23 protein-coding genes are annotated in these 23628 nt (G+C 64.7%); 3 read left to right on the top strand and 20 right to left on the bottom strand.

The genetic code is table 11. From position 1 onward, the window contains the following. Positions 1 to 77: 77 nt before the first annotated feature. The 4 genes from NCR34_RS06655 to NCR34_RS06640 form a co-directional block, all read right to left on the bottom strand. The gene (locus NCR34_RS06655) at positions 78 to 1163 is read right to left on the bottom strand and encodes a BMP family ABC transporter substrate-binding protein (protein WP_250499381.1); all 1086 of its coding nucleotides are present in this window, start codon (positions 1161 to 1163) and stop codon (positions 78 to 80) included. 189 nt (positions 1164 to 1352) lie between these two features. Continuing rightward, on the bottom strand, positions 1353 to 2282 hold the full coding sequence (locus NCR34_RS06650) for an ABC transporter permease (RefSeq protein ID WP_248322133.1): 930 nt from the start codon (positions 2280 to 2282) through the stop codon (positions 1353 to 1355). A 22-nt stretch (positions 2283 to 2304) separates the two neighbouring features. After that, on the bottom strand, positions 2305 to 3411 hold the full coding sequence (locus tag NCR34_RS06645; protein ID WP_250499380.1) for an ABC transporter permease: 1107 nt from the start codon (positions 3409 to 3411) through the stop codon (positions 2305 to 2307). 2 nt (positions 3412 to 3413) lie between these two features. After that, complete coding sequence (locus tag NCR34_RS06640) at positions 3414 to 4985, bottom strand: ABC transporter ATP-binding protein (protein WP_250499379.1); 1572 nt, start codon at positions 4983 to 4985, stop codon at positions 3414 to 3416. A gap of 271 nt (positions 4986 to 5256) precedes the next feature. On the opposite strand from NCR34_RS06640, the gene NCR34_RS06635 reads away from it, so the two are divergent. After that, positions 5257 to 6189: a LysR substrate-binding domain-containing protein gene (locus tag NCR34_RS06635; RefSeq protein ID WP_175940178.1), complete on the top strand. Its 933-nt coding sequence runs from the start codon at positions 5257 to 5259 to the stop codon at positions 6187 to 6189. A 148-nt stretch (positions 6190 to 6337) separates the two neighbouring features. On the opposite strand, the gene NCR34_RS06630 is transcribed toward NCR34_RS06635, so the two are convergent. Continuing rightward, positions 6338 to 7708 carry an 8-oxoguanine deaminase gene (locus NCR34_RS06630; protein WP_250499377.1) on the bottom strand — a complete coding sequence of 457 codons (1371 nt, stop codon included), beginning with the start codon at positions 7706 to 7708 and terminating at the stop codon, positions 6338 to 6340. Between the two features lie 466 nt (positions 7709 to 8174). Between NCR34_RS06630 and uraH the strand changes: the two genes are divergently transcribed. Then, positions 8175 to 8528: a hydroxyisourate hydrolase gene (gene uraH / locus NCR34_RS06625; RefSeq protein ID WP_250499376.1), complete on the top strand. Its 354-nt coding sequence runs from the start codon at positions 8175 to 8177 to the stop codon at positions 8526 to 8528. Between the two features lie 75 nt (positions 8529 to 8603). After that, entirely contained in the window at positions 8604 to 9797 is a 1194-nt protein-coding gene (locus tag NCR34_RS06620; RefSeq protein WP_250499375.1) for a urate hydroxylase PuuD, read from the top strand. Between the two features lie 54 nt (positions 9798 to 9851). Here the strand turns inward: NCR34_RS06620 and ltaE are convergent, their stop codons facing one another. The 15 genes from ltaE to NCR34_RS06545 all read right to left on the bottom strand — a co-directional run bounded on the left by ltaE (position 9852) and on the right by NCR34_RS06545 (position 23626). Next, positions 9852 to 10871, bottom strand: coding sequence for a low-specificity L-threonine aldolase (ltaE, locus tag NCR34_RS06615; RefSeq protein ID WP_250499373.1), 1020 nt, complete (start codon positions 10869 to 10871; stop codon positions 9852 to 9854). Positions 10872 to 10997: 126 nt separating this feature from the next. Then, positions 10998 to 11498, bottom strand: coding sequence for an ureidoglycolate lyase (locus NCR34_RS06610; protein ID WP_250499514.1), 501 nt, complete (start codon positions 11496 to 11498; stop codon positions 10998 to 11000). Then, entirely contained in the window at positions 11498 to 12508 is a 1011-nt protein-coding gene (alc, locus tag NCR34_RS06605) for an allantoicase (RefSeq protein ID WP_175940172.1), read from the bottom strand. The genes NCR34_RS06610 and alc overlap by 1 nt, the downstream gene beginning before the upstream one ends. 32 nt (positions 12509 to 12540) lie before the next feature. Continuing rightward, positions 12541 to 13062 carry a 2-oxo-4-hydroxy-4-carboxy-5-ureidoimidazoline decarboxylase gene (gene uraD / locus NCR34_RS06600; RefSeq protein ID WP_250499371.1) on the bottom strand — a complete coding sequence of 174 codons (522 nt, stop codon included), beginning with the start codon at positions 13060 to 13062 and terminating at the stop codon, positions 12541 to 12543. Next, positions 13059 to 14015, bottom strand: coding sequence for an allantoinase PuuE (puuE, locus tag NCR34_RS06595; RefSeq protein WP_206468054.1), 957 nt, complete (start codon positions 14013 to 14015; stop codon positions 13059 to 13061). Before puuE ends, uraD begins: the two co-directional genes overlap by 4 nt. Positions 14016 to 14148: 133 nt before the next feature. Next, positions 14149 to 14883 carry an aspartate/glutamate racemase family protein gene (locus tag NCR34_RS06590; RefSeq protein ID WP_250499370.1) on the bottom strand — a complete coding sequence of 245 codons (735 nt, stop codon included), beginning with the start codon at positions 14881 to 14883 and terminating at the stop codon, positions 14149 to 14151. A gap of 69 nt (positions 14884 to 14952) precedes the next feature. Next, complete coding sequence (locus NCR34_RS06585) at positions 14953 to 16455, bottom strand: NCS1 family nucleobase:cation symporter-1 (RefSeq protein WP_250499369.1); 1503 nt, start codon at positions 16453 to 16455, stop codon at positions 14953 to 14955. A 328-nt stretch (positions 16456 to 16783) separates the two neighbouring features. Continuing rightward, the gene (locus tag NCR34_RS06580; RefSeq protein ID WP_250499367.1) at positions 16784 to 17539 is read right to left on the bottom strand and encodes a GntR family transcriptional regulator; all 756 of its coding nucleotides are present in this window, start codon (positions 17537 to 17539) and stop codon (positions 16784 to 16786) included. A gap of 297 nt (positions 17540 to 17836) precedes the next feature. Next, positions 17837 to 18760, bottom strand: coding sequence for a muramoyltetrapeptide carboxypeptidase (gene ldcA / locus NCR34_RS06575; protein ID WP_250499513.1), 924 nt, complete (start codon positions 18758 to 18760; stop codon positions 17837 to 17839). Beyond that, positions 18754 to 19335: a tRNA adenosine(34) deaminase TadA gene (tadA, locus tag NCR34_RS06570; protein WP_502800053.1), complete on the bottom strand. Its 582-nt coding sequence runs from the start codon at positions 19333 to 19335 to the stop codon at positions 18754 to 18756. Before tadA ends, ldcA begins: the two co-directional genes overlap by 7 nt. Then, on the bottom strand, positions 19332 to 19730 hold the full coding sequence (locus NCR34_RS06565; protein ID WP_159836014.1) for a DnaJ family domain-containing protein: 399 nt from the start codon (positions 19728 to 19730) through the stop codon (positions 19332 to 19334). Before NCR34_RS06565 ends, tadA begins: the two co-directional genes overlap by 4 nt. Before the next feature lie 250 nt (positions 19731 to 19980). Then, complete coding sequence (locus tag NCR34_RS06560; RefSeq protein ID WP_250499366.1) at positions 19981 to 20730, bottom strand: ABC transporter ATP-binding protein; 750 nt, start codon at positions 20728 to 20730, stop codon at positions 19981 to 19983. Further along, positions 20727 to 21596 carry an ABC transporter ATP-binding protein gene (locus tag NCR34_RS06555; RefSeq protein WP_250499365.1) on the bottom strand — a complete coding sequence of 290 codons (870 nt, stop codon included), beginning with the start codon at positions 21594 to 21596 and terminating at the stop codon, positions 20727 to 20729. Before NCR34_RS06555 ends, NCR34_RS06560 begins: the two co-directional genes overlap by 4 nt. A 1-nt stretch (position 21597) precedes the next feature. Next, complete coding sequence (gene nikC, locus NCR34_RS06550; RefSeq protein ID WP_250499511.1) at positions 21598 to 22509, bottom strand: nickel transporter permease; 912 nt, start codon at positions 22507 to 22509, stop codon at positions 21598 to 21600. 46 nt (positions 22510 to 22555) lie between these two features. Then, entirely contained in the window at positions 22556 to 23626 is a 1071-nt protein-coding gene (locus tag NCR34_RS06545; protein ID WP_250499364.1) for an ABC transporter permease, read from the bottom strand. Positions 23627 to 23628: the final 2 nt, after the last annotated feature.

Genomic DNA, 23628 nt, shown 5'->3' with positions numbered 1-23628 from the left:
CGAGTGTTGGCGTTTTGCATGCGATAACTGAAAACCGCGCCCTCGGGCGCGGTTTTCGTTTCGGCTGACGACGCGCCTTACTTCGGCAGCGACCCGTCCACGCCTTCCACATACCAGTTAATACGCTGCAGCTCCGGATCCGTCAGCGTCTTGCCCGTCGACACCTTTTCCGCGCCCGACTGATCCTTGATCGGGCCGCTGAACACATCCCACTTGCCCGAGTGCAATTCGTCACGCTTGGCGGCAACAGCCTGCACCGCCTTCGCCGGAATCGCGCCGGTGTTCAGATCCTCCAGGTCCACGGCCTTCTGCGGAATGCCGAGCCAGACCGGATCGTTCTTCCACTTGCCGTCGAGCACCTTCTGAATCACGTCGTTGTAGTACACGCCCCAATGCGCGACCACGGAACCCAGATGCGCGTCCGGTCCGAACTTCTTCATGTTCGAATCCCAGCCGAACGCATGCACATGCTTTTCGTTCGCGGTGTTGAGCGTCGCGTTCGAATCGGTGTTTTGCAGCAGCACGTCCGCGCCCTGTCCGATCAGCGTCTCGGCCGCCTGCTTTTCCTTGCCCGGATCGAACCAGCTATTGATCCAGATCACCTTCGTATGGATCTTCGGATTCACCGAACGCGCGCCCAACGTGTACGCGTTGATGTTGCGGACCACTTCGGGAATCGGCACGGACGCGACGAAGCCGAGCGTATTCGTCTTCGTCACATAGGCCGCCGCGACGCCGGCGAGGTACGCGCCCTGATACATGCGCACGTCGTACGTGCCGAAGTTCTTCGCCTTCTTGAAGCCCGTCGCGGTCAGGAAGATCGTGTCGGGAAAGTCCTTCGCGACCTTCAGCTGAAAGTCCTGATAGCCGAAGCTCGTGCCGAAGATGACCTTGTTGCCCTTGTTAGCCAGATCGCGGAACACGCGTTCGGAGTCCGCGGATTCCGGCACGTTCTCGACGCGCGTGATCTTGATCTTGTTGCCGAACTTCGCCTCGGCTTCCTTGCTGCCGGCGTCGTGCGCGAAGGTCCAGCCCGCATCGCCCGGATTGCCGAGATAGACGAAGGCGACGCCGGGGGCGTCGGCGGCTTGCGCACTCGCGGCGGCGAGCGTCGCGGAGAGCGCGACAGTGGCCGTGATCGCCTTCAGCCAGGTTTTCTGCATCGTGATGCTCCTCTTTGGATGTTGTATGCAAAACGGAAAACGGTTCGCCTGAAGTTTCGTCGGTCAAAAAACGCGGCGGAACCTCAGGCGCATGCGGTGCGGTGGCGGAACAACACACCGACCGCGCGAATTGAATGCAGCACTTTGCATGCGGTACCGCGAATGCAAAATGCCGTCGTGCCACAAGCATTAACTCGCTGCGAAAAACGGCTTGCCGAGCGATGCAGGCGCGTTGAGCTTGATCGTGTTCGGGTTGCGCGAGATCAGCACGAGCACGACGATGGTCGCGATATACGGCAGCATCGCGAGGAACTGCGTCGGCACCGGCACGCCGATGGCCTGCGCGTAGAACTGAAGCGCCATCACCGCGCCGAACAGCAGCGCGCCGATCAAGAGACGCCCCGGCCGCCACGTCGCGAAGACGACGAGCGCGAGCGCGATCCAGCCGCGGCCTGAAGTCAGTTGCTCCTGCCAGACATGCAGATAGACGATCGAGTAGTAGCCGCCCGCGATGCCCGCCATGCCGCCGCCGAAAAGGGTCGCGCCGTAGCGCACGCCGACCACCGGGAAGCCGACCGAATGCGCCACCGCCGGCGATTCGCCGACCGAGCGCAGCACGAGCCCCGCGCGGGTCTTGTACAGAAACCAGCCGATCACCGCGAACATGAAGAACGCCAGGTAGCCGAGCGGCGTCAACGAGAAGATGGCCGGGCCGAGAACGGGAATCGACGAGAGGCCGGGAATCGGCACCACGTCGATGGTCGCGCGCACCGCGGCCGACGTGTACGGCTTGCCGACATACGCCGAGAATCCGATGCCGAAAATCGTCAGCGACAAGCCCGTGGCGACCTGATTCGCAAGCATGGTGATGGTGAGGAAGCCGAAAAGCAGCGCCATCGCGAGCCCGGCGAATACCGACGCGACGATGCCGAGCCACGGACTGCCCGTGATCGACGTGACTGCGTAACCCGTCACCGCGCCCATCAGCATCATGCCTTCGACGCCCAGATTGAGCACGCCGGACTTTTCCGCGACGAGTTCGCCCGCGCCCGCGTACATCAGCGGAATGGCCGCGATGACCGCGCTCGATGCGAGATTGCTGGCTTGATTGATATCCATCTTCGAGTTCTCTTATGCGGTCTCAAGCAGCGCGGTGCGCCGCGGCCCTGCGCCTGATGCGGTAAATCACGAACAGATCGCAGCCGAGCAGACAAAACAGCAGCAACCCCTGAAACACGCCCGCGAGCGCCTGCGGCAATTGCAGCGATGTCTGCACCGCTTCGCCGCCGAGATACAGCAGCGCCATCAACAGACTCGCGAGCACGATTCCCACCGGATGCAGCCGCCCGACGAACACGACGATGATCGCGGTGAAGCCGTAGCCCGGCGACCAGCCGGCCTGAAGTTGCCCGATCGGTCCCGCGACTTCGCCCACGCCCGCGAGACCCGCGAGTCCGCCGGAAAGCAGCAGTGAAGTCCAGATGGTCTTCTTGTCCGAGAAGCCCGCGTAACGCGCGGCGAGCGGCGCGAGGCCGCCGACGTTCATCCGGAAGCCCGCGAAACTCTTGCGCATGAAAAGCCAGATGAGCGGAATCGCGATCACCGTCAGAAACACCGACGCGTTGATGCGCGTGCCCTTCAGGAAGCTCCAATGCCAGTCGCCGTAGAGACGCGGGAACAAGGCGTCGTCGACGAACATCGCGGAAATCGGGAAGTTCATGCCTTCCGGGTCGCGCCACGGGCCGCTCACGAGATAGATCAGCAGTTGCGTCGCGACGTACGTGAGCATCAGGCTCGTGAGAATCTCGTTGGTGTTGAAGCGGCTCTTGAGCAACGCGGGAATGGCGGCCCACAGCATGCCGCCCGCGATGCCGCCGATGACCATGAGCGGCAGCGTCCACCAGCCGGACGCATCGCCGACGTGTATCGCAATGCCGCCCGCGACGATGCCGCCGAGCAGCATCTGCCCTTCCGCGCCGATGTTCCATACGTTCGCGCGATAGCCGACCGCGAGCCCGAGTCCGATCAGGCACAACGGCGACGCCTTCAGCACGAGTTCGGACCAGCCGTTCACGGTCGAGAGCGGCTCGATGAAGAACGCGTGCATCGCGCGTAGCGGATCCTGGCCGACGACGCTAAAAATCAGGAAGCCGATGACCAGCGTCGCGACGGCCGCCACGACCGGAACCGCAAGCTGCATGGCGCGCGAGGGCGTCGGGCGCGCTTCGAGTCGATAGGGAAAGATCATGCTTATTTGCTCAAAGAATCCAGTTCGGCCGCGGCCGCGCGCTTGCCTTCGAAGAGCCCCGCCATGAAGAGGCCGATTTCCTCGGCGTTCGTCTCGCCCGTCGCGCGCACCGGCGAGAGCTTGCCGCGCGCGAGCACCGCGAGCCGGTCGCAGATGTCGAACAGTTCTTCGAGCTCTTCCGAGATCACGAGAATGGCGACGCCGCGCGACGCAAGATCCAGCAGTTGCTGGCGGATGAAGCCGGCCGCGCCGACATCGACGCCCCAGGTCGGCTGCGCGACGACGAGCACCTTCGGCGCCTGCAGAATCTCGCGTCCGACGATGAACTTCTGCAAGTTGCCGCCCGACAAGCTTTGCGCGAGCGCGCCGCTGCCGCCACAGCGCACGTCGAACGCCTGGATGCAGCGGTCAGCGAAGCTGCGCACCGCGCCCGCGCGAATCCAGCCGCCGCGCACCATCTGTTGCCGATGCGCGGTCAGCAGACCGTTTTCCGCGAGCGACATCGCCGGGACCGCGCCGCGCCCGAGCCGTTCTTCCGGCACGAACGCAAAGCCGAGCCGCCGCCGCGCGCCCGCCGTGAGCCGCGCCGCGGGCGTGCCGCAGATCCGCACGGCATCGGCCGGGACGTGGCGATCGCGAATCTCGCCCGACAGCGCCGCGAGAAGTTCCGCCTGGCCATTGCCCGACACACCCGCGATGCCGAAGATTTCGCCCGCGCGCACCTCGAACGACACGTTCTGGAGCGACGTGCCGAACGGGTCCGGACTCGCCACCGAAAGATCCTTGACCGCGAGCAGCGCCTCGCCCGGCGTGTGGGCGCGACGCGTGTAGTCGGGCAGCGAATGACCGACCATCAACTGCGCGAGCGACGCATGCGTCTCCTTGCGCGGATCGACATTGCCGGTCACGCGGCCGCCGCGCATCACGGTGGCGTTTTCGCAAAGCGCCTGGATCTCGTCGAGCTTGTGGCTGATATAGAGAATGCTGCAGCCCTCGGCCGCGAGCCGGCGCAGCACCGTAAAGAGCTTCTGCACCGCCTGCGGCGTGAGCACGGAAGTCGGCTCGTCCATGATCAGCAGCCGCGGATTCTGCAAAAGGCACCGCACGATCTCCACGCGCTGCCGCTCGCCCACCGTCAGGCTATGAACGTGCCGCTGCGGATCGACATCGAGGCCGTAGTCCTTCGACACGTCGCGAATGCGCTTCGAAAGCGCTTTCATGTCGAACTTCTCGTCGAGCGCGAGCGCGATGTTTTCGGCGACCGTCAGCGTTTCGAACAGCGAGAAGTGCTGAAACACCATGCCGATGCCGAGCTTGCGCGCCGCCGCCGGACTGCCGATGTCGACGGTCTCGCCCTGCCAGCGGATCTCGCCTTCGTCCGGGCGCACCGCGCCGTAGATGATCTTCATCAGCGTGGACTTGCCCGCGCCGTTTTCGCCGAGCACCGCGTGGATCTCGCCGGGCATGACGACGAGATTCACGCCGTCGTTCGCCTTGACGGACGGGTACTGCTTGCTGATGCCGGACAACGCCAGGCGCGGTGGCGTTGTCGACTTTTGAATGGCGTCGCCCATTGAGCTCTGAATATGCGTCCGGCCACCGAGCAGGCCGGACTGGGAAGAATTACCGCGAGAGCGAGCGCAAGACACCGTTGTCGCACGAACTCATATCGCGGGCAGAATTTACAGAATTCGAGGCACTAAGTCGATCACTCAAAATTAGCGCGACTCCCCCGCCTAGCGAGCATTTGCGGGTTAGCCACACCTTGACGCAAAGTCTATGTCATATTAAAAATGATATGTTGTACCCCGCCGTCGATCAGCCAGAACATATAGTGGAGATAACATGAGTCAGCAACGCGAGGCGATCGATACGTACTTATTGCGCGTCTTGCATACCTTGCTGATGGAACGCAGCGTCACCCGCGCGGCCGTCAAGCTCAATCAGTCGCAACCCGCCATCAGCGCCGCGCTGCGCCGCCTGCGCGACATCACCGGCGACCCGCTCCTCGTGCGCGGCAAATCCGGCATGGTGCCGACCGAATACGGCCTGCGCCTGCTCGAACCGACGCAGAACGCGCTGCGCGAAATCGAGCGGATCAAGGTCCAGCAGCACAACTTCGACCCTTCGACGTCCGTGCGGTGCTATCGCATCGGCTGTCCCGACTATCTGAACGTGCTCTTCGTGCCGACGGTCGTCGAGCGTTTCCGGCAGGCCGCGCCGAACGCGACGCTCGAGTTTCATTCGCTCGGCCCCGCGTTCGATTACGAACTGGCGCTCGAAGACGGCAAGCTCGATATCGTCGTCGGCAACTGGCCGGAACCGCCCGAGCAACTGCATCTGTCGAATCTCTTCGTCGACAAGATTGTGTGTCTCGTCAGCAACACGCATCCGTTCGCGAAGCGCGGCGGGCTCACGCTCGACCAGTATCTGAACGCGCCGCACCTCGCGCCGACGCCCTATTCCGTCGGTCAGCGCGGAGCAATCGACGTGCATCTGGCGCGCGAGCGCCTGAAGCGCCATGTCGTCGTCACGCTGCCGTACTTCAATCTTGCGCCTTACGTGCTCATCAAGTCGGACCTCGTGTTCACGACCACGCGCCTTTTCGCCGCCCATTACGCGAAGTTCCTGCCGCTCGCGGTGGTTCCCGCGCCGCTCGACTTCCCGCCCATGCAGTATTACCAGCTTTGGCATGAGCGCTGCCACTACTCCGACGAAGTTCGCTGGCTGCGTAGTCTCGTCGCCGAGGCGACGCGCTCGCTGATCGACCAGCCTTGACCTCGCAAGAGGCGCGGCGCACCTTCAGCGCGCCGCGTTCGCCAGTTCACGCGCCAGCGTTTTGTGCGGCGCTATGACCGCACTCTTTCACGACCACTTCCGCGCACTGGGAGGCCACGCGCTTCGCCCTTAAGCGGGCTCCACGCCTTCAGTGCGCGGCGTTCGCCAGCTCACACGCCAGCGCGTTATGCCGGTCGACGACCGCGCGCAGATCCACCGTCGTCAGCCGCCCTTCCTTCACAACCACTTTCCCGTCGATGACGCTCGTCGCGACCTGCGACGGCGCGCAGAACACGAGCGCCGCGACGGGATCGTGCAGCGCGCCCGCGAACGCCGGCTGCGACAGATCGAACGAGACGAAATCCGCCGCCATGCCGGGCGCGAGCGCGCCGATGTCGTCGCGGTTCAGTACCTTCGCCCCGCCGAGCGTCGCGATTTCGAGCGCTTCGCGCGCGGTCATCGCGTCCGGCCCGAAGCCGACGCGCTGGAGCAAAAGCGCCTGCCGCACTTCGGCGACCATTTGCGCGCCATCGTTCGATGCCGAGCCGTCCACGCCCAAGCCCACCGGCACGCCCGCGTCGCGCATCGCGCGGATCGGCGCGATGCCGGACGCGAGCCGCATGTTCGAGCACGGACAATGCGCCACGCCCGTTCCCGTGCGCGCGAAAAGCTCGATGCCCGGCTTGTCGAGCTGGACACAATGCGCATGCCATACGTCATGGCCGACCCAGCCCAGGTCTTCGGCATATTCGGCCGGCGTCATGCCGAACTTCTCGCGGCTGTACGCAACATCGTTCACGTTTTCCGCCAGATGCGTGTGCAGCGAGACGCCATACTGACGCGCAAGCGCCGCGGAATCGCGCATCAACTCGCGGCTCACCGAAAACGGCGAGCACGGCGCGACGACCACGCGCAGCATCGCGTAGCGGCCTTCGTCGTGATACGTCTCGATGAGGCGCTGCGAGTCCTTCAGGATCGCGTCTTCCTTCTCGACGACCGAATCCGGCGGCAGCCCGCCGTCTTTCTGGCCGACGCTCATGCTGCCGCGCGCCGCGTGAAAGCGCATGCCGATCTCGCGCGCCGCCGCGATGCTGTCGTCCAGACGGCTGCCGTTCGGATAGATATACAGGTGATCGCTCGATGTCGTGCAGCCGGAGAGCAGCAGTTCGGCCATCGCGGTCGTCGTGGAGACGGAGATCATCTCGGGCGTCAGATGCGCCCAGATCTTGTAGAGGTTCGTGAGCCAGCCGAAAAGCTCGGCGTTCTGCGCGGCCGGAACCGCCCGCGTCAGGCTCTGGTACATGTGGTGATGCGTGTTGACGAGACCGGGAATGACGAGATGCCCGCGCATGTCGAGCACGTCGTCGGCGGTCTGCGGAAGCTCGCTCGTCGGCCCGACCGCGACGATGCGGTTACCCTCGATATACAGGCCGCCATCGGCGATTTCGCGGCGCTCTGCGTCCATCGTGACGAGCATGTGGGCGTTCTTGACGAGCAGGCTGCGGGGTGTCGCATTCATCGAATGTTCTCCGGGAACGGGTTGCATCAGGGTAAGAGGACCAGTGAAAGCCCCGGTTACCCAGCGTGGAACGCCGTCTTCGGGACGCGGCTCGATTGCGCGCGGTGTCACTGTCGGCAGCCAAAAACATGGCGGCAATCACGGAGCCGTCATAGTCGAGTTCAGCCCGGCGATATATTTGTGAATTTTGGCGCAGGTAGCATCGCAGCAAAAGCCGTGCAGATTGTCCGCGGGCCGTGGCTTTGCGCGAGCGGCGGCGCTCATGCGCCCGGCATTATCTTTCCTATCGCGGACGCACAGCGCGTCTCGAATTTCTACAATGCTGTACACGGCGCGCATCTGAAACGCCGACGGGTATGTAGCCACTGACGTGGAGCCTCGATCCGCCGCCGCCGCACGGTTCCCCACAGTGCGGATTTCGGATCGATGCGCGAGCCGGACATCGCACAACACAAGGAACATGCGAATGGGCAAGCTCACCACCCACGTCCTCGACACCGCGCACGGCCGCCCCGGCGCGAGCATCCAAGTCGAGCTCTTCGCGCTATCCGGCGACACCCGGCGCGCAATCAAGACCACCCTGACCAACGACGACGGCCGCTGCGACGCGCCGCTGCTCGAAGGCGCGGAACTCGAAGCCGGCGAATACGAACTGGTCTTTCACGCGGGCGATTATTTCGCCGCGCTTGGCGTGAAAGTGCCCGAGCCGCGCTTCGTCGATCGCGTCGTGCTGCGCTTCGGCATCGCGGACGCCGCCGCGCATTATCACGTGCCGCTCTTGGTCTCGCCGTGGGCGTACAGCACGTATCGCGGCAGCTAACACGCGCCAAGCAAGCGACCAGAGCACGCCGCGCATCGACGGCGTGCGCATAACGAATCGGTAGTGGAGGAGTTCATGGAAGGCTTTATCACCGACTGGCTGAACCTGGTCTTGCGCTGTCTGCACGTGATCGTGGCGATCGCGTGGATCGGCGAGTCGTTCTATTTCGTCGCGCTCGACAACAGCCTGAAACCGCCGCAGGACCCGAACGCGCGCCGGCGCGGCGTGTTCGGCGACTTCTGGCACGTCCACGGCGGCGGCTTCTATCACATGCAGAAGTATTCGGTCGCGCCGCAGGACATGCCGGAGAACCTGCACTGGTCGTTCTGGCCGTCCTACACCACGTGGATGTCCGGCTTCGGCCTCTTCTTCGTGCTGTATCTGCTCTCCCCGAGCACCTATCTGATCGACAAGAACGTGCTCGACATGGGACCGGTCGTTGCGGTGTCGGCGGCGCTCGGCTTTCTGATGGCCGGCTGGATCGTCTACGATTCGCTGTGCCGCCTGCTCGGCCACAACGACAAGCTGCTCGGCATCTGCGTCGGCATCTACGTGCTGATCGCGGCGTTCGTCGCGTGTCACGTATTCTCGGGCCGCGCGGCGTATCTGATCACCGGCGCGATGATCGCGACGATCATGTCGGCGAACGTGTTCTTCGTCATCATTCCGGGACAGCGCAAGATGGTCGCGGCGATGCTCAAGGGCGAAACGCCGAACGCCATCTACGGCAAGCGCGGCAAGCAACGTTCCGTGCACAACACGTACTTCACGCTGCCGGTCGTCTTCGCGATGCTGTCCAACCACTACGCGATGACCTACACGCACAAGTACAACTGGGTGATCCTCGTGCTCATCATGCTGGCGGGCGCGCTCATCCGGCAGTTCTTCGTGATGCGTCACCGTGGGCAGGTGCTCTGGTACATGCCGGTCGCGGGTCTCGTGCTGGTGCTCGGCGCATTTGCGTGGACGATGCCCGCGCCGACGGTGCCGGTCGCGCAAGCCGCAGGCGCGCCGACGATCAAGGTCGCCGATATCCAGCCGATCATCCAGCAGCGTTGCGCGGCGTGCCACTCCGCGCATCCGACGATGATGGGCAGCGCGCCCGCAGGCGTTCTGCTCGATACGCCCGCGGAAATTCGCCAGAACGCGCAGCGCGTGCATCAGCAGGCTGTGACGTTGAAAGCGATGCCGCTTGGCAACGTCACGCAAATGACGGATGCCGAGCGTCAGAAGATCGCTGCATGGTTTCACGGAGGCGCGGTGCAGTAAGCATCGCTGCCGATGCGAGACGGGCCGATCGGTTAGCGCCGATCGGCCCGTTTTTCATTGCGCGGCGAAGTAGGCTTTGACCGCGTCGATGACCGTGTCGATATCTTCGCGCGACACATCACGATGCGTCACGAACCGCGATGCGTAGAGCATCTGCGTGAGAACGCCGCGTTCTTTCAGCCACGCTTCGAGCGGCGCGCAGTGCTTCTCGGGAATTTGCGCGAACACCATGTTGGTGGCTTGCGACTGAATCACGATTCCGTCGATTGCACCAAGCCCCGCTGCGAGCCGCGCCGCGTTGTCGTGATCCTGCGCGAGGCCGTCGACATGATGATCGAGCGCATGAAGGCACGCCGCCGCGAGCACGCCCGCCTGCCGCATGCCGCCGCCGAGCACCTTGCGCCAGCGGTGCGCGACATCGACGAGCGCCTTGCTGCCGACCAGCACCGACCCGACCGGCGCGCCGAGCCCTTTCGAAAAGCAGATGGAGACGGTATGGAACGGCGCGCACAACTCGCTCACAGGCCGCTCCGACGCCACCACCGCGTTGAAGATGCGCGCGCCGTCCAGATGCGTCGAAAGCCCGCGATCGCGGGCCAGCTTCGTCGCCTGCGCCACGTAGTCGGCCGGCAGCACTTTCCCGCCGATGGTGTTCTCCAGCGCGAGCAGGCGCGAACGCGCGAAGTGGTCGTCGATGGGCTTGATCGCCGCCGCGATCTTTTCGAGCGGCAACGAGCCGTCCGGCGCGTTCTCGATAGGCTGCGGCTGAATGCTGCCGAGCACCGCCGCCCCGCCGCCTTCGTATTTGTACGTATGCGCCGCCTGCCCGACGATGTACTCGTCGCCGCGCGCGCAGTGCGCCATCAGCGCGGCGAGGTTGCTTTGCGTGCCGCTCGGAAAGAACAGGCCCGCTTCCTTGCCGGTGCGCTCCGCGAGCGTGGACTGGAGCTTGAGCACCGTGGGATCGTCGCCCCAGACGTCGTCGCCTACTTCGGCGGCTGACATGGCGGCGAGCATCGCTTGGCTCGGGCGGGTGACGGTATCGCTGCGTAGGTCGATCTGGCGTGCTGGCATCGTGAGTCGCTTGGTCGGGGTGAGCGGCATAGTGTAGCGCGCAACAAAAAAGACCGGCCATGCTGCGCCGGTCTTTCCGTGACTGCTATGGGCAATACGCGCAATACGTGCAATACGCGCGACGACTCAGCGCAGCGCCTCTTGTGTCAGCCACAACGACTCTCTCAGGTCCTGCTCGTTCAGATTCAAGCCATCGCCACCGCGATCGACGACGATGAAATCGCTGACCTTATCCAGCGCAATCAGCGGATGATGCCAGACGCCTTTCGCGTAATTCACGCCCTGCCAGCCGCGCGTGACGAACGCGCGGATCTGCGACTCGTCGAGTTCTCCCGCCGGCGCGACGACCACGAGATACGGCCGCTCGTCGAGCGGAATGAACGCCTGCGAGCCGAGCGGATGACGCTCCATCATCTTCACTTCGAACGGCAGCACGCGCGGCTGTCCGCGAAAGAGATTTACGAGCGTTCGGCCGCCCTCGTCGGTCACGTCGACCTTGCACAGATCGTGAAAGCGGATCGTCGTGCCGAGGTTGATCGGAATCTGCTTCGCGCCGTCGAGCTCGATCACATCGCCGAAAGGCTCGAACGCCGCGCGCGTCAACGGTTCGATCGCGAGCGTCTTCATCATGCAAGCGTTCCGAAAAGACGCAGGCGCGACACGCCGCCGTCCGGGTAGATGTTGAAGCGCACGTGCGTGACCGGGCCGAGCGCCGCGAGTTCGGACTCGAAGAAGTGCTGCTTGTCCATCTGCAGCTTCTGTTCCGACAGCAGCACCGGCCAGAACATGGCCTGCGTAACGAGCGAGCTGTCCGTGCCGCCCTTCACATACGCCGCCTGCAAAGAGCAGCGGTCGGGGAAGTTGCCCTTGAAGTGCGCGGTATCCACTTCGACTTTCTTGATGATGCCCGGCTGCGCGAGCGCGACGATACACCAGTCGTTGCCAGGCTCGCGGCGGCGGCGCGTTTCCCAGCCGTCGCCCATGTTGACGCCGCGGCCCGGCATCAGCAGCGTCGACGCGAGACCGAAGTGCTGGTTGTTCGTGCCGACCATGTACGCGCCGTTTTCCATCGCGGCGAGATCGAACAGTTCATTGCGATCCGCGTTGCGCCAGTCCAGTTGCGGCTGACCGTACACGCGCAACCGCGCGATGCCGCCGTCCGGATAGATGTTCACGCGCAAGTGCGTGAACGGCTCGGCCGAGGCGACGTCGAGATAATGATGGCTATTGCCCTGCAGCGTCGTGGACGGCACGATTTCCGTCCATTGCGTGGACTGGCTCGGCGCGCCATCCGCGACATGCGCGCCTTCGATCGACGCCGCCGGCGGGAAGTTGCCCGTGAAGTGGCTCGTATCCAGATCGATGCCCTTGATCACGCCCGGCCGCGCCAGCTTGACGATGCACCAGTCGTAGCCCGTCGTGCGCTTGCGTCGCGTTTCCCAGCCGTCCATCCACTTGCCGTGTTCGTCGTATTTGCCGGGGATAAACACGGCCGGCTCGGGGTTCAGCATGCGTTCCTTCGGCGCGAAGAAATCGTCGCTCGCCTCGAGTGCCTGCGCGCCCAGACGCGGGTCCGCGAGATTCACATAGCGGCGCGTGAAGTCGGGCGCGTTGGGATCGAGTGTCGGAATTGCCATTGTCTTCGTCCTATTGTCGTTGCAAGGGGGGATCAGGCGCGGATCAGGTCGTCGAGCCTGAAGCGCGCGATCCGGTAAATCTGGTCGAGACTCGTGCGAAGCTCTTCGTCGCGGTCGTGATTCACGCGGGCCTCGAAGTTCGCGATGATGCCGTGACGGTCATAGCCGCGCACCGCGAGAATGAACGGGAAGCCGAACTTCTCGCGATACGCCGTGTTGAGCGACTGGAGCTTGTCGAACTCTTCCTGCGTGCAGAGGTTCAGCCCCGCGCCGCTCTGCTCACGCGTCGATTCGGCCGTGAGTTCGCCGCGCACGGCGGCCTTACCCGCGAGTTCCGGGTGAGCGTTGATGAGCGCGAGTTGCTTCTCTTCGCCCGCTGTCTCCACCGCTTGCGACATGGTCGCGTGCAATTCGTCGATGCTCGAAAACGGGCGCTTCTCAGCCGCGATCTCCGCGACCCACGGCGAATGCTCGAAGATGCCGGCGAGCACGGTCACGAACGCGTCGGCGGGCATGGTGTTGAGTTGATCGAGTGTGGTTTGCATCGCCTTCATGCCGCCGTCCCGTTGTCTGCCTGCGTTTGATCGTAAGGGTGATGTTCGCGCCAGTGCCGCGCGATATCCACGCGCCGCGTCACCCAGACGCGGTCGTGCTTTTCGATGTGATCGAGAAACTTCTGCAGCCCGCGAAAGCGCCCCGGCCGGCCGAGTAGCCGGCAGTGCATGCCGATGGACAGCATCTTCGGTGCTTCGTCGCCTTCTTCGTACAGCACGTCGAACGCATCGCGCAGGTATGTGAAGAAGTGGTCGCCCGTATTGAAGCCTTGCGGCGTGGCGAAACGCATGTCGTTGGTGTCGAGCGTGTACGGCACGATGAGTTGTGGCGTGCTCTTGCCGTTGCCGAGCTCGACGTCCATCCAGAACGGCAGGTCGTCGCCGTAGTAGTCCGAGTCGTAAAGGAAGCCGCCGTATTCGGCCACCAGCCGATGCGTGTTCGGACTGTCGCGGCCCGTGTACCAGCCGAGCGGCCGCACGCCCGTCACGCGTTCGATGGCTTCCATGCCGAGACGCATATGCTCTGCTTCGCGCTCCGGCGACATGTCCTGATAGTGAATCCAGCGATACCCGTGGCACGCGATCTCATGCCCCAGCTCCACGAACGCCCGCGAAAGCTCGGGATGCCGCTCCATCGCCATGCCGACGCCGAACACGGTCAGCGGCAGGCCGCGCTTCTCGAACTCGCGCAAGATGCGCCAGACGCCTGCGCGCGAGCCGTATTCGTAAATGGACTCCATGCTCATATGACGCGCCGGATACGATGCCGCGCCCACGATCTCCGACAAGAACTGCTCGGAGCCGGGATCGCCGTGCAGCACGCAGTTTTCGCCGCCTTCTTCGTAATTGAGCACGAATTGCACGGCGACGCGCGCGCGGCCCGGCCAGTTCGCCTGCACGGGATGGCGGCCGTAGCCGATCAGGTCGCGTGGATAGTTCGGATCTAGAGACATGGCTGGGTCAGGAAACGGGCGTTGGGAAGCGGAATGTCGACGATTCAGTGTAGCGAAAACGCCCGGATGCGCCCATACAGCGGCGCAGATATTGCGGGTCACGTCACCGGTATGTGTCGATCGTTTCGGGCGTTCAGCGCGGGCCGAAATCGGCGAGCACGCCGTCGTAGCGTTTCGGGAGCGGCCGCGCGAAGTCGCCGCGCTTCGCCGTATGCAGCCTGAGCGCGATGAGCGCCTCGGTCCATTTGACGGCCGCCGTCACGCCTTCGACGACCGGCGCGCCGATAGCGTCTTCCACTTCGCGGCAGAATTCCGCCATGCCCGCGCAGCCGAGCACGATGGCGTCCGAGCCGTCTTCGTCGAGCGCGCGCCGGCATTCGTCGATGATCGTCTGCCGCGCCGCCGAGCCCGGCTCGTCGAGTTCGAGCACCGCGACGTCCGTCGCACGCACGTTCTTGCAGAAGCGCGTCATGCCGTAGCGCTCGGCGAGATGCCATGCCATGCCGCACGTGCGCCGCAGCGTCGTCACGACCGAGAAGCCCGGCGCGATGACGCTCGCCGCGTGCATCGCCGCTTCCGCGATGCCGATGACCGGCCCGCGCGCCAGTTCGCGCGCCGCATAGAGCGCCGGATCGCCGAAACACGCGATCACGTAGCCGTCGAAGCCCTGCCGCTCGCCCGCCTCCACTTCGGCGAGCAGCCCGAGCGAGGCAATGGCTTCATCGTAATAGCCTTCGATGGAAGGCGGACCCATCGTCGGGCTCACCGCGATGATTTCCGTGCCCGGCGCGGCGACCTCGCGCGCGCAGCGGGCCATCGATTCGGTCATGCGCTGCGTGGTGTTCGGGTTGATCAGTTTGATGCGCATTGCTGCCTCCTGCTCATTGCGTCTTTCCGTCCGCCGCGACGTGTCGCGGCGGCTCGGGTTGCCTTCACTTCAAGCCGCGTGCTTGCGATCCGCCAGCATCCAGTAGAACAACGCGCCGAGCCCCGCGCCGATGAACCACGAGAAGTTCGCGGCGCCTTCGAGCGAAGGCAGCATCACACACAGAATCGCGATGACTGCGGCGGGCAAGAGCGCCATCACTGCGCGACGATTCACGCCCTTCGTGTACCAGTACTTGCCGGTGTCGGACGTCGTGTAGAGGTCGTTCACCGCGAGCTTGCCGCGCTTGAGCAAATAGAAGTCGAGGATCAGCACGCCGTACAACGGTCCGATGAAGCTGCCGAGAATGTCCAGCGTGTAGTGGATCACCGCGGGATTGTTGAAGAGGTTCCACGGCGTGATGAAGATCGACGCGGTCGCGGCCATCATCCCGCCCATGCGCCAGCTGATGAGACGCGGCGCGACGTTGGAGAAGTCGAACGCCGGCGACACGAAGTTCGCCACGATATTGATGCCGATGGTCGCGATGGTGAACGTCAGCGCGCCGAGAATGACGGCCGTCGGATGATCGATGCGGCCCACCGTCTCCACTGGATCGGTAATCAGTTGTCCGAACACCGGCAAGGTGGCCGCGGTCGTGATGACCGTCACCAGCGAGAACGCGAGGAAGTTGACCGGCAGCCCCCAGAAATTGCCGCGCTTCACGCTGCGAAAGCTCTTGCAGTAGCGCGAGAAGTCGCCGAAGTTCAGCATCGGCCCGGAGAAATAGGACACGACGAGCGAGATCGCGGTAATCATCACCGGCACGACTTCCATGCCGTGATACTTCACGCCGCCGAGATTCAGCCCGATGTTGCGGATGCCCGCGCGCCACACCATGTATCCGGCGAGCCCGAACATCACGACATACACGGCAGGTCCCGCGAAGTCGATGAACTTCTTGATCATCTCCATGCCGCGCCAAAACACGACCGCCTGCAACACCCACAGCAGCATGAAACCGGCCCAGCCGAGCGCCGACAGCCCGACGAAGCCATAGCGATGCACGTCCGCATAAGGCATCAGCGACGGCACGAACTTCAGCACGACGATCACGAGCGCGCTCGAAGCCAGATACGTCTGGATGCCGTACCACGCCACGGCGATCAACCCGCGAATCACGGCAGGAATGTTCGCGCCGAGCACGCCGAACGTCGCGCGGCACGCGACCGGATACGGCACGCCCGCCACCTGACTCGGCTTTGCGATGAGATTGCACAGCAGATTCACGAGCCCGATGCCGATGAGAAGCGACACGAGCACTTGCCAGCTCGTCAGCCCGAGCGCGAAGAGACTGCCCGCGAACACATAGCCGCCGACGCTATGCACGTCCGACATCCAGAACGCAAAGATGTTGTACGCGCCCCACGTCTGATTTCTGAGCGGCGCGAGATCTTCGTTGTACAGACGATCGCTGTAGCCGGCGGGCAAGCCGGTATCGTGCTCGGAAGATTCGTACGGGGTTTCATACGGCGGCAGTGCTGAACTGCCGGGCGTTGCACTGAACTGAGCCATGACCTCTCCTTGGATGGGCGGCTTGCGTCATGAAAAAGCGGCAATTGCTTGGGATCAAGCGTCGTCGGATACCTTCGCGAACGGGCTCGCCGCCACGCTCGCGCGGTACTCTTCGGATTTGCTCCATCGCCTGCGGCGTAGTGCCGAGAGCGAGCGGGCTTCGGCCCAACTCGCTCGCCGTCAGGCGCTTTTCATTGCACGCTCATCGATGAGCGTCTCGTTCAGTGCGGCGCATGCTGCGAAGGGGGTCGCGCGTGCGTCTCGCCACGCGTGCGCTGCATCAGCGCGGGCGCGGTCTCCAGTCATGTGTGTTCGTGCTACGGCTTGGCTACGCGCCGAACGCCTTCTCGCGTTCGCCCGGCCTTGCGAATACTTCCTTCAGATCGACCGCGCCACGGGCGGGCCGCTCCAGCATCTTCAATTCGACATCGCGCAGATGTTGCGCCATCAGATCCGCGGCTTTCGCGGCGTCGCCGGCATCGAGCGCAGCGAGAATCGCTTCGTGATCTTCGAACGAGCACGAGCTCTTGCCGAGCGATTCATACAGCGCCGAGATCAGCGTCGAGCGCGCGACGAGTCCGGACAGACAATCGCACAGCACGGCGTTGCCGGTGAGCGCGGCCAGTTCGGTGTGGAACTCGCCCGACAGCCGAATCCACGCGGAGAAATCGCGGTTCTCGAAGGCTCGTCTTTCGCGCCCGATGGTCGCGCCGATCGACTTCAACCGCCGCGTGCCGTGCCCTTTGCAGATGCGCTCGACGACAGCCAGCTCGACGATGCGTCGCATCTCGAACACGTCGTGCACTTCCTGCAGCGACGGACTCGCGACGAACGCGCCGCGATTCGGTTCGAGATCGACGAGCCGCTCGCCTGCCAGTTGCGACAGCGCCTGGCGCACCGGGCCGCGTTTCACGTCGAACACTTCGCACAACTGCGCTTCGGTCAGCTTCGCGCCCGGAGCAAGCCGGTGTTCGAGGATCGCGGCGCGGATGTTCTCGGCGATCGACTCGGGGCTCGCTGCGACGGCTCCGTTCAGAGAACCGGCGGAAGCGTTCGATGCAGCACTCGTTTTACGGTCGGACATGATGTTCTCGCTTGCATGATGACCATCTTAGAATCGACATAAAGATTGTCAACAATTCAAATTAAAAATCTTCGCGGAGGACGGGGTCGCGCGAGATGATGTCTGCCTGCAAGCCAATACCGGCAAGCCATTCAGGCGATTACGCCACTTTTTGTCGGCATTGCCGGCCGGATTTTGTCGACAATCCGGTGTGCTCGAATGGTGCATCGCGATTCACGGTGACGCACAAGAAAGACCGTTAGTTGCGCCACCAGTCGAACAAAAAGGCACTTGCCACGAGTGCCCTCACCCGCAAAGTCAAGCCAGATGCGGATAGTCCGACAGCGCCAGCGTGAAACCGCGCTCGTTTGCGACGAGGTGTGCAGTCGCACCAAAAGGCAGCGTGAGCAGATTATCGACGTGTCCGAACTGCAAGCCCGTCACGAACGGCACGCCGGTCGCCGCCCTCATCTGCTCGATCACCGCGTCGAGCGAGAAGCCGTTGTCGTAGTCGGACAGGCGCCCGCCCGAGAACTCGCCCATGATGACCGCCTGCTGCCGTCCGAGCACGCCCGCCTGATGCAGCTGATAGATCATCCGTTCGATGCGGAACGGATGCTCGTTCACGTCTTCGATGAAGAGAATCCCGCCATCCACAGGCGGCAGATACGGCGTGCCGACGAGCGCGGCGAGTATCGCGAGGTTGCCGCCCCACAGCATGCCGGTCACATCCACTGACTGGCGCTGCGGCGCGTGGCTCGTCACGGTGAAGCTCGGCTGCGAGATCGCCTGCCAGAAGTGGTGCATGGTGAACGCGCTCAGCTGCTCCGCGCCGAAGTTCCCGGCGAACATCGGGCCGCCGAAGCTCTTCACCGCCGAACGCGCGTACAACGCGCACTGAATCGCCGTGAAATCGCTATGGCCGACGAGCGCCACGGGTTCATCGGCCAAGCGCCGCAGGCCGTCGTAATCGAGGCCGTGCAGGATGCGCGATGCGCCATACCCGCCGCGCACGGCCAGCACGATATCGGGCAGCGGCCGCGACGGATCGGCGAGACGGTTCAGATCGGCGGCGCGTTCGCTGTCGGTGCCGCCGAATCGCTGGAAGCGCCGGCGCGTCGCATCGAGATTTTCGAGCCGATGACCCTGCGCCCGCAAACGCCCGATGCCCCGCTCGACAGCGGCGGAATCGTGCGGATAGCCGGACGGCGCGATGAGGTCGATGGTGCGTGATTTCACGATGTTCGGTTCGTGTTGGTGATGGAATCGGCTGTTAGGCGAGCGGCGCGCTCTTCCCGCGCGAGAAGCCGGCGCTCGGCGAAGAAGTTCTTGAGCGCGTGGCCGCATTCGTCGGCAAGCACGCCGCCCGTCACGGCCGTGTGATGATTCAGCCGCTCGTTCCCGAACATATCGACGACGCTGCCGCACGCGCCGGTCTTCGGGTCGGCCGCGCCGTACACGACCCGCGCGATGCGCGCGTGCATGATCGCGCCAGCGCACATCAGGCACGGCTCCAGCGTCACGTAAAGCTCGCAGCCCGGCAGCCGATAGTTCCGCAGCGTCTGCGCGGCGGCCCGCAGCGCGACCATTTCGGCGTGCGCGGACGGATCGTGCCCGCGAATCGGATGATTGAACCCCGTGGCGATGACTTCATCGCCCAGCACGACGACCGCGCCCACCGGCACTTCGCCGGCGCGACGCGCTTCGTCGGCGGCGCGTTGCGCGAGCGCCATGAAGCGGCGATCGCGGTCGCTGGCGGGAGCGGTGTTTTCTGATGTGTCGGGAGAAGCGCCGGGCAGCGGCTCGGTGAGCGTCAAGGCTGCTCCGGCTCCGTGTCGCCGCGCGCCGCGACGCGCTCGGAGAGCCGCTCAGCGATGCGCCGGCGATATTCGTGCGGCACGCAGCCGCCGCCGCGCAGCGATTCGAGCGCCATGTCGAGCGCGAGCATCTTCACCTGAATGCGGCAGCGGGCGGCAGGATCGGTCACTTTGTCGAGTTCGTCCTGCAGGCCGCGCAGTGCGCGAAGCTGCTCGACGGCGGGCGGAACGAAACCCGCGTTTTTGAGAATACGGTTGGCGACGCGCACTTCCTCGGGAACGAGAAGATCGTCGTCCAACTGAAGCGGCGCGCCTGCGCCCGGCAAGTTGTTCAACTCGCCGCGAGACACGGCTTCGTTGATCCGCTGTTCTACCAGAGCATCTAGCAATTTCATCGGGGATTACGACCGGCTTTCGAATGACGCCGAAGCGGTCTGTCACGATTTGCGGGGTTAGCGTGAAGTCGGAGCCGCCGGAACAACGCGCTCGCGCGTGGTTCGGCTGGCTTCGACAATTCATCTCGTATTCTATCAGCGGCGGCCCTGATTGCTTCGCGCGGCGCACGGCCGTTCGCGCGCGCCGGCCGTATAGCCAAGATATGCGGGGTTTTCGCGACATCGCTTGCCGCGCGTCGGCCGTCTGTGCTTACGAGCGCACAGGCTCGCGCGTGTAGCCTTGCGTCGCGAGGAAAAGCCGCCGCGTGTATTCGTGCTTGACGTCGCGCGCCCTCACCGCCTCCACGCCGAGTTGTTCGACGACTTCGCCGTTGCGCATGACGGCCACGCGCTGACACAGGAAGCCGACGACCGCAAGATTGTGGCTCACGAGGATCATCGTGAGCTTGCGCTCGCGATGCAGACGCCGCAGCAGGTTCAGGATTTCGGCCTGCACGGAGACATCGAGCGCGGACGTCGGCTCGTCGAGCAGAAGCACGCGCGGCTCGACGATCAGCGCGCGAGCAATCGACACGCGTTGCCGCTGCCCGCCCGACAACTGATGCGGATAGCGAAAGCGGAACGCGGCCCCGAGGCCGACTTCGGTGAGCGCATCGAGAATGCGCGCGTCCTGATTGCCGATGCCGTTGATCGCGAGCGGCTCGCGCAATGTCCGGTCGACGGTGAAGCGCGGATGCAGCGAGCCGTACGGGTCCTGAAACACCATTTGCACGTCGCGCTGCGGCCGATGCGCGACGGCCTGCCCGTCGATGCGCATGCCGCCTTCTGCAAGCGGCACGAGGCCAGCGAGCGCGCGCAGCAGCGTCGACTTGCCGCTGCCCGACTCGCCGACGAGACCGAATACTTCGCCATCCTCAACGCGCAGCGACACGTCGCGCACGGCATCGACGTGGCCGGTCTTCGTCTTGAAGCGAATGTGCGCGTGGTCGATCTCGATCATCGCGCGGCGTCCTCGATCGTTTCCGCGAGCCACGACGGATCGCGGCGCAGCGTCGGCAATTCGTCGGGCGGATTGGTCAGCGGCGGGCTGGCCGCGAGCAGTCCGCGCGTGTACGGATGCCGCGCGTTGGCCAGTTCACGCGCCGCGCACGTTTCCACGACGCGCCCGCCGTACATCACCGCGACGCGATCGCAGAACGACATGACGAGCGGCAAGTCGTGGCTGATGAACACGAGCCCCGTGCGATGACGCTCGATCATCTCGTCGAGGACGGCGAGCACCTGCATCGACACGAGCACGTCGAGCGCGCTCGTCGGTTCGTCGGCAATCAAAAGGCGCGGACCGGCGCTGACCATCATCGCGATCATCACGCGCTGGCCCATGCCGCCGGACAACTCGTGCGGATACGCATCCGCCACGCGCTCCGGATCGCGGATATGCACGGCCGCGAGCGCCTCCACGATGCGCGCACGCATCGCGCGCCGGCTCAAGCCGCCGTCCTGACGCGCGATGGTTTCGCGCATCTGCTGCGCGACCGTCATCACCGGATTGAGCGAGTACTTCGGGTCTTGCAGGATCATGCTCATCTGCGTGCCGCAGAGGCGCCGGCGCGCGCTCGGCTTCATCGCGAGCAGATCGTGGCCATCGAAGCGCAAAGCCTTGGCCGACCATCGCGCTTCGGGCGGCAAGAGGCCGAGCAGCGCGCGGCCGGTCAGCGACTTCCCCGAGCCCGATTCGCCGACGATGCCGAGCCGCTCGCCGCGCCGCACCGTGAGCGAGACGCCGCGCACCGCGGGCATCGCGACGCCGTCGTGGCCGGCGAAGGCGACTTCGAGACCGTCGATTTCAGCGAGCGCATCTTCCATGTCAGACTCCATGACGCGGATCGAAGACATCGCGCAAACCGTCGCCGAGCAGATTGAACGCGAGGCTCACCGCGAGTATCGCGAGGCCGGGAATGGTCGCGACCCACCAGGCGTCGAGCAGCACGTTGCGGCCCGAGGCGACCATGTAGCCCCATTCCGGGCTCGGCGGCTGCGCGCCCAGCCCGAGAAAGCCGAGCCCCGCGACCGCGAGAATGATGCCGGCCATATCGAGCGTCGCGCGCACGATCACCGACGACGAGCACAGCGGCACGATATAGCGCAGCAGGATGCGTGTATGCGATGCGCCCGCGAGCCGTGCCGCGTGGATGAAATCCGCCTGCGCGAGCCGCAGCGATTCGGCCCGCGCGAGCCGCGCATAAGGCGGCCACGCGGTGATGGAAATGGCGATGACCGCGTTCAGCACGCCCGGCCCCAACGCCGCCGCGAACGCGAGCGCCAGCACGATCTTCGGGAACGCGAGCGCGACATCGGTCACACGCATGAGCGCCGTGTCGACGAATCCGCCGCAATAGCCCGCCAGCGTGCCGATCAGGAGTCCGACGGGCACGACGAGCACGACGACGAGCATCGCGATGGATAGCGTGAGACGCGAGCCATTTACCAGTCTCGACAGGATGTCGCGGCCGAGTTGATCCGTGCCGAACCAGTGCGCCGCGCCCGGCGGCATCAGACGATCGGGGAGCACCTGCCGCAGCGGGTCCTGCGTGACCAAAAGCGGCCCGACGGCCGCCGCCACGACGAGCACGATGAGAATGACGAGGCCCAGCATGCTGAGCGGATTTCCCGAAAACCGCCGCCAGCGCCGGTACGCGCGCCCGAGCGCGGCCTGTCGCGGGGACGCGGGCGTGTCGGTCAGGAGCCACGCGCGCCAGGTGGTCGGCGCGGGTTTCATCGGCGTGCGCTTGGCGGGCGAATGCATGCGGCTAAGTTCTCCGTTGTCAGCGAGCGCGCGGATCGAATACGCGGTAGAGCGCATCGGTCAGCAGATTGAGCGCGATGAACGTCGCGCCGATCACGAGCGTGCTGCCGAGCACCGCGTTCATGTCGGCGTTCAGCAGCGCGCCCGTCAGATACGAGCCGATGCCCGGCCACGCGAACACGATCTCGGTCAGCACCGAGCCTTCCAGCAAATAGCTGTACGCGAGCGCGATCACCGTGAGCAACGGCACCGCGATATTGCCGAACGCATGACGCCAGATCACGCGGCGCTCGGGCAGACCCTTCGCGCGCGCCGTGGTCACGTATTCCTGGCTCAGTTGTTCGAGCATGAACGAGCGCGTCATGCGCGACAGATACGCGATCGAATAGAACGCGAGCACGCCCGCCGGCAGCGCAATATGCGAGAACGCGTTGGCGAACACGTCCCACTCGCGGGCGATGAGCGCATCGATCAGAAGACTGCCGGTGCGCGTATCGACCATACCGTCGTACAGCGGATCGATGCGGCCCGGTCCCGACACCCAGTGCAGCCGCGCGTAGAACAGCAGCAGCCCCATCAGCGCGAGCCAGAACACCGGCACTGAACTGCCCGCGAGGCCGATCACACGCGCGATGTGATCCACGATGCGATTGTGGCGCACCGCCGCGATCACGCCGAGCGGCACGCCGATCATCACGCCGATGAACGTCGAGAGCGTCGCCAGTTCGAGCGTCGCGGGAAAGACGCGCCGGATATCGTCGATGACCGGATTCGCCGTCAGCAGCGACACGCCGAGATTGCCGTGCAGCACGTCGCGGGCATAGATCAGGAATTGATCGACGAGCGGCTTGTCGAGCCCGAGCTGCACGCGCGCCGCGGCATACGCGCTCGCCGATGCGCGGTCGCCGAGAATCGCGAGCACGGGGTCGATCGGAATCTTTCGCCCGATGAAGAACGTGATCGCGAGCAAGCCGGTGAACGTGACGGCGAGCATCGCGATCCAGCGCAGCAGCGCCAGCGCGATCCGCGCGCCGCCGCGATTCGCGTTCGCGGCGCGCAGGCGGTCGAGCACGGTCGGATGCGGCGTCATCG

It is taken from the genome of Caballeronia sp. GAWG1-5s-s, assembly GCF_023631445.1.
Classification (GTDB): Bacteria; Pseudomonadota; Gammaproteobacteria; order Burkholderiales; family Burkholderiaceae; genus Caballeronia.
Note: the sequence above shows the minus strand (reverse complement) of the source record. Positions and strands in the feature narration are given on the sequence as shown.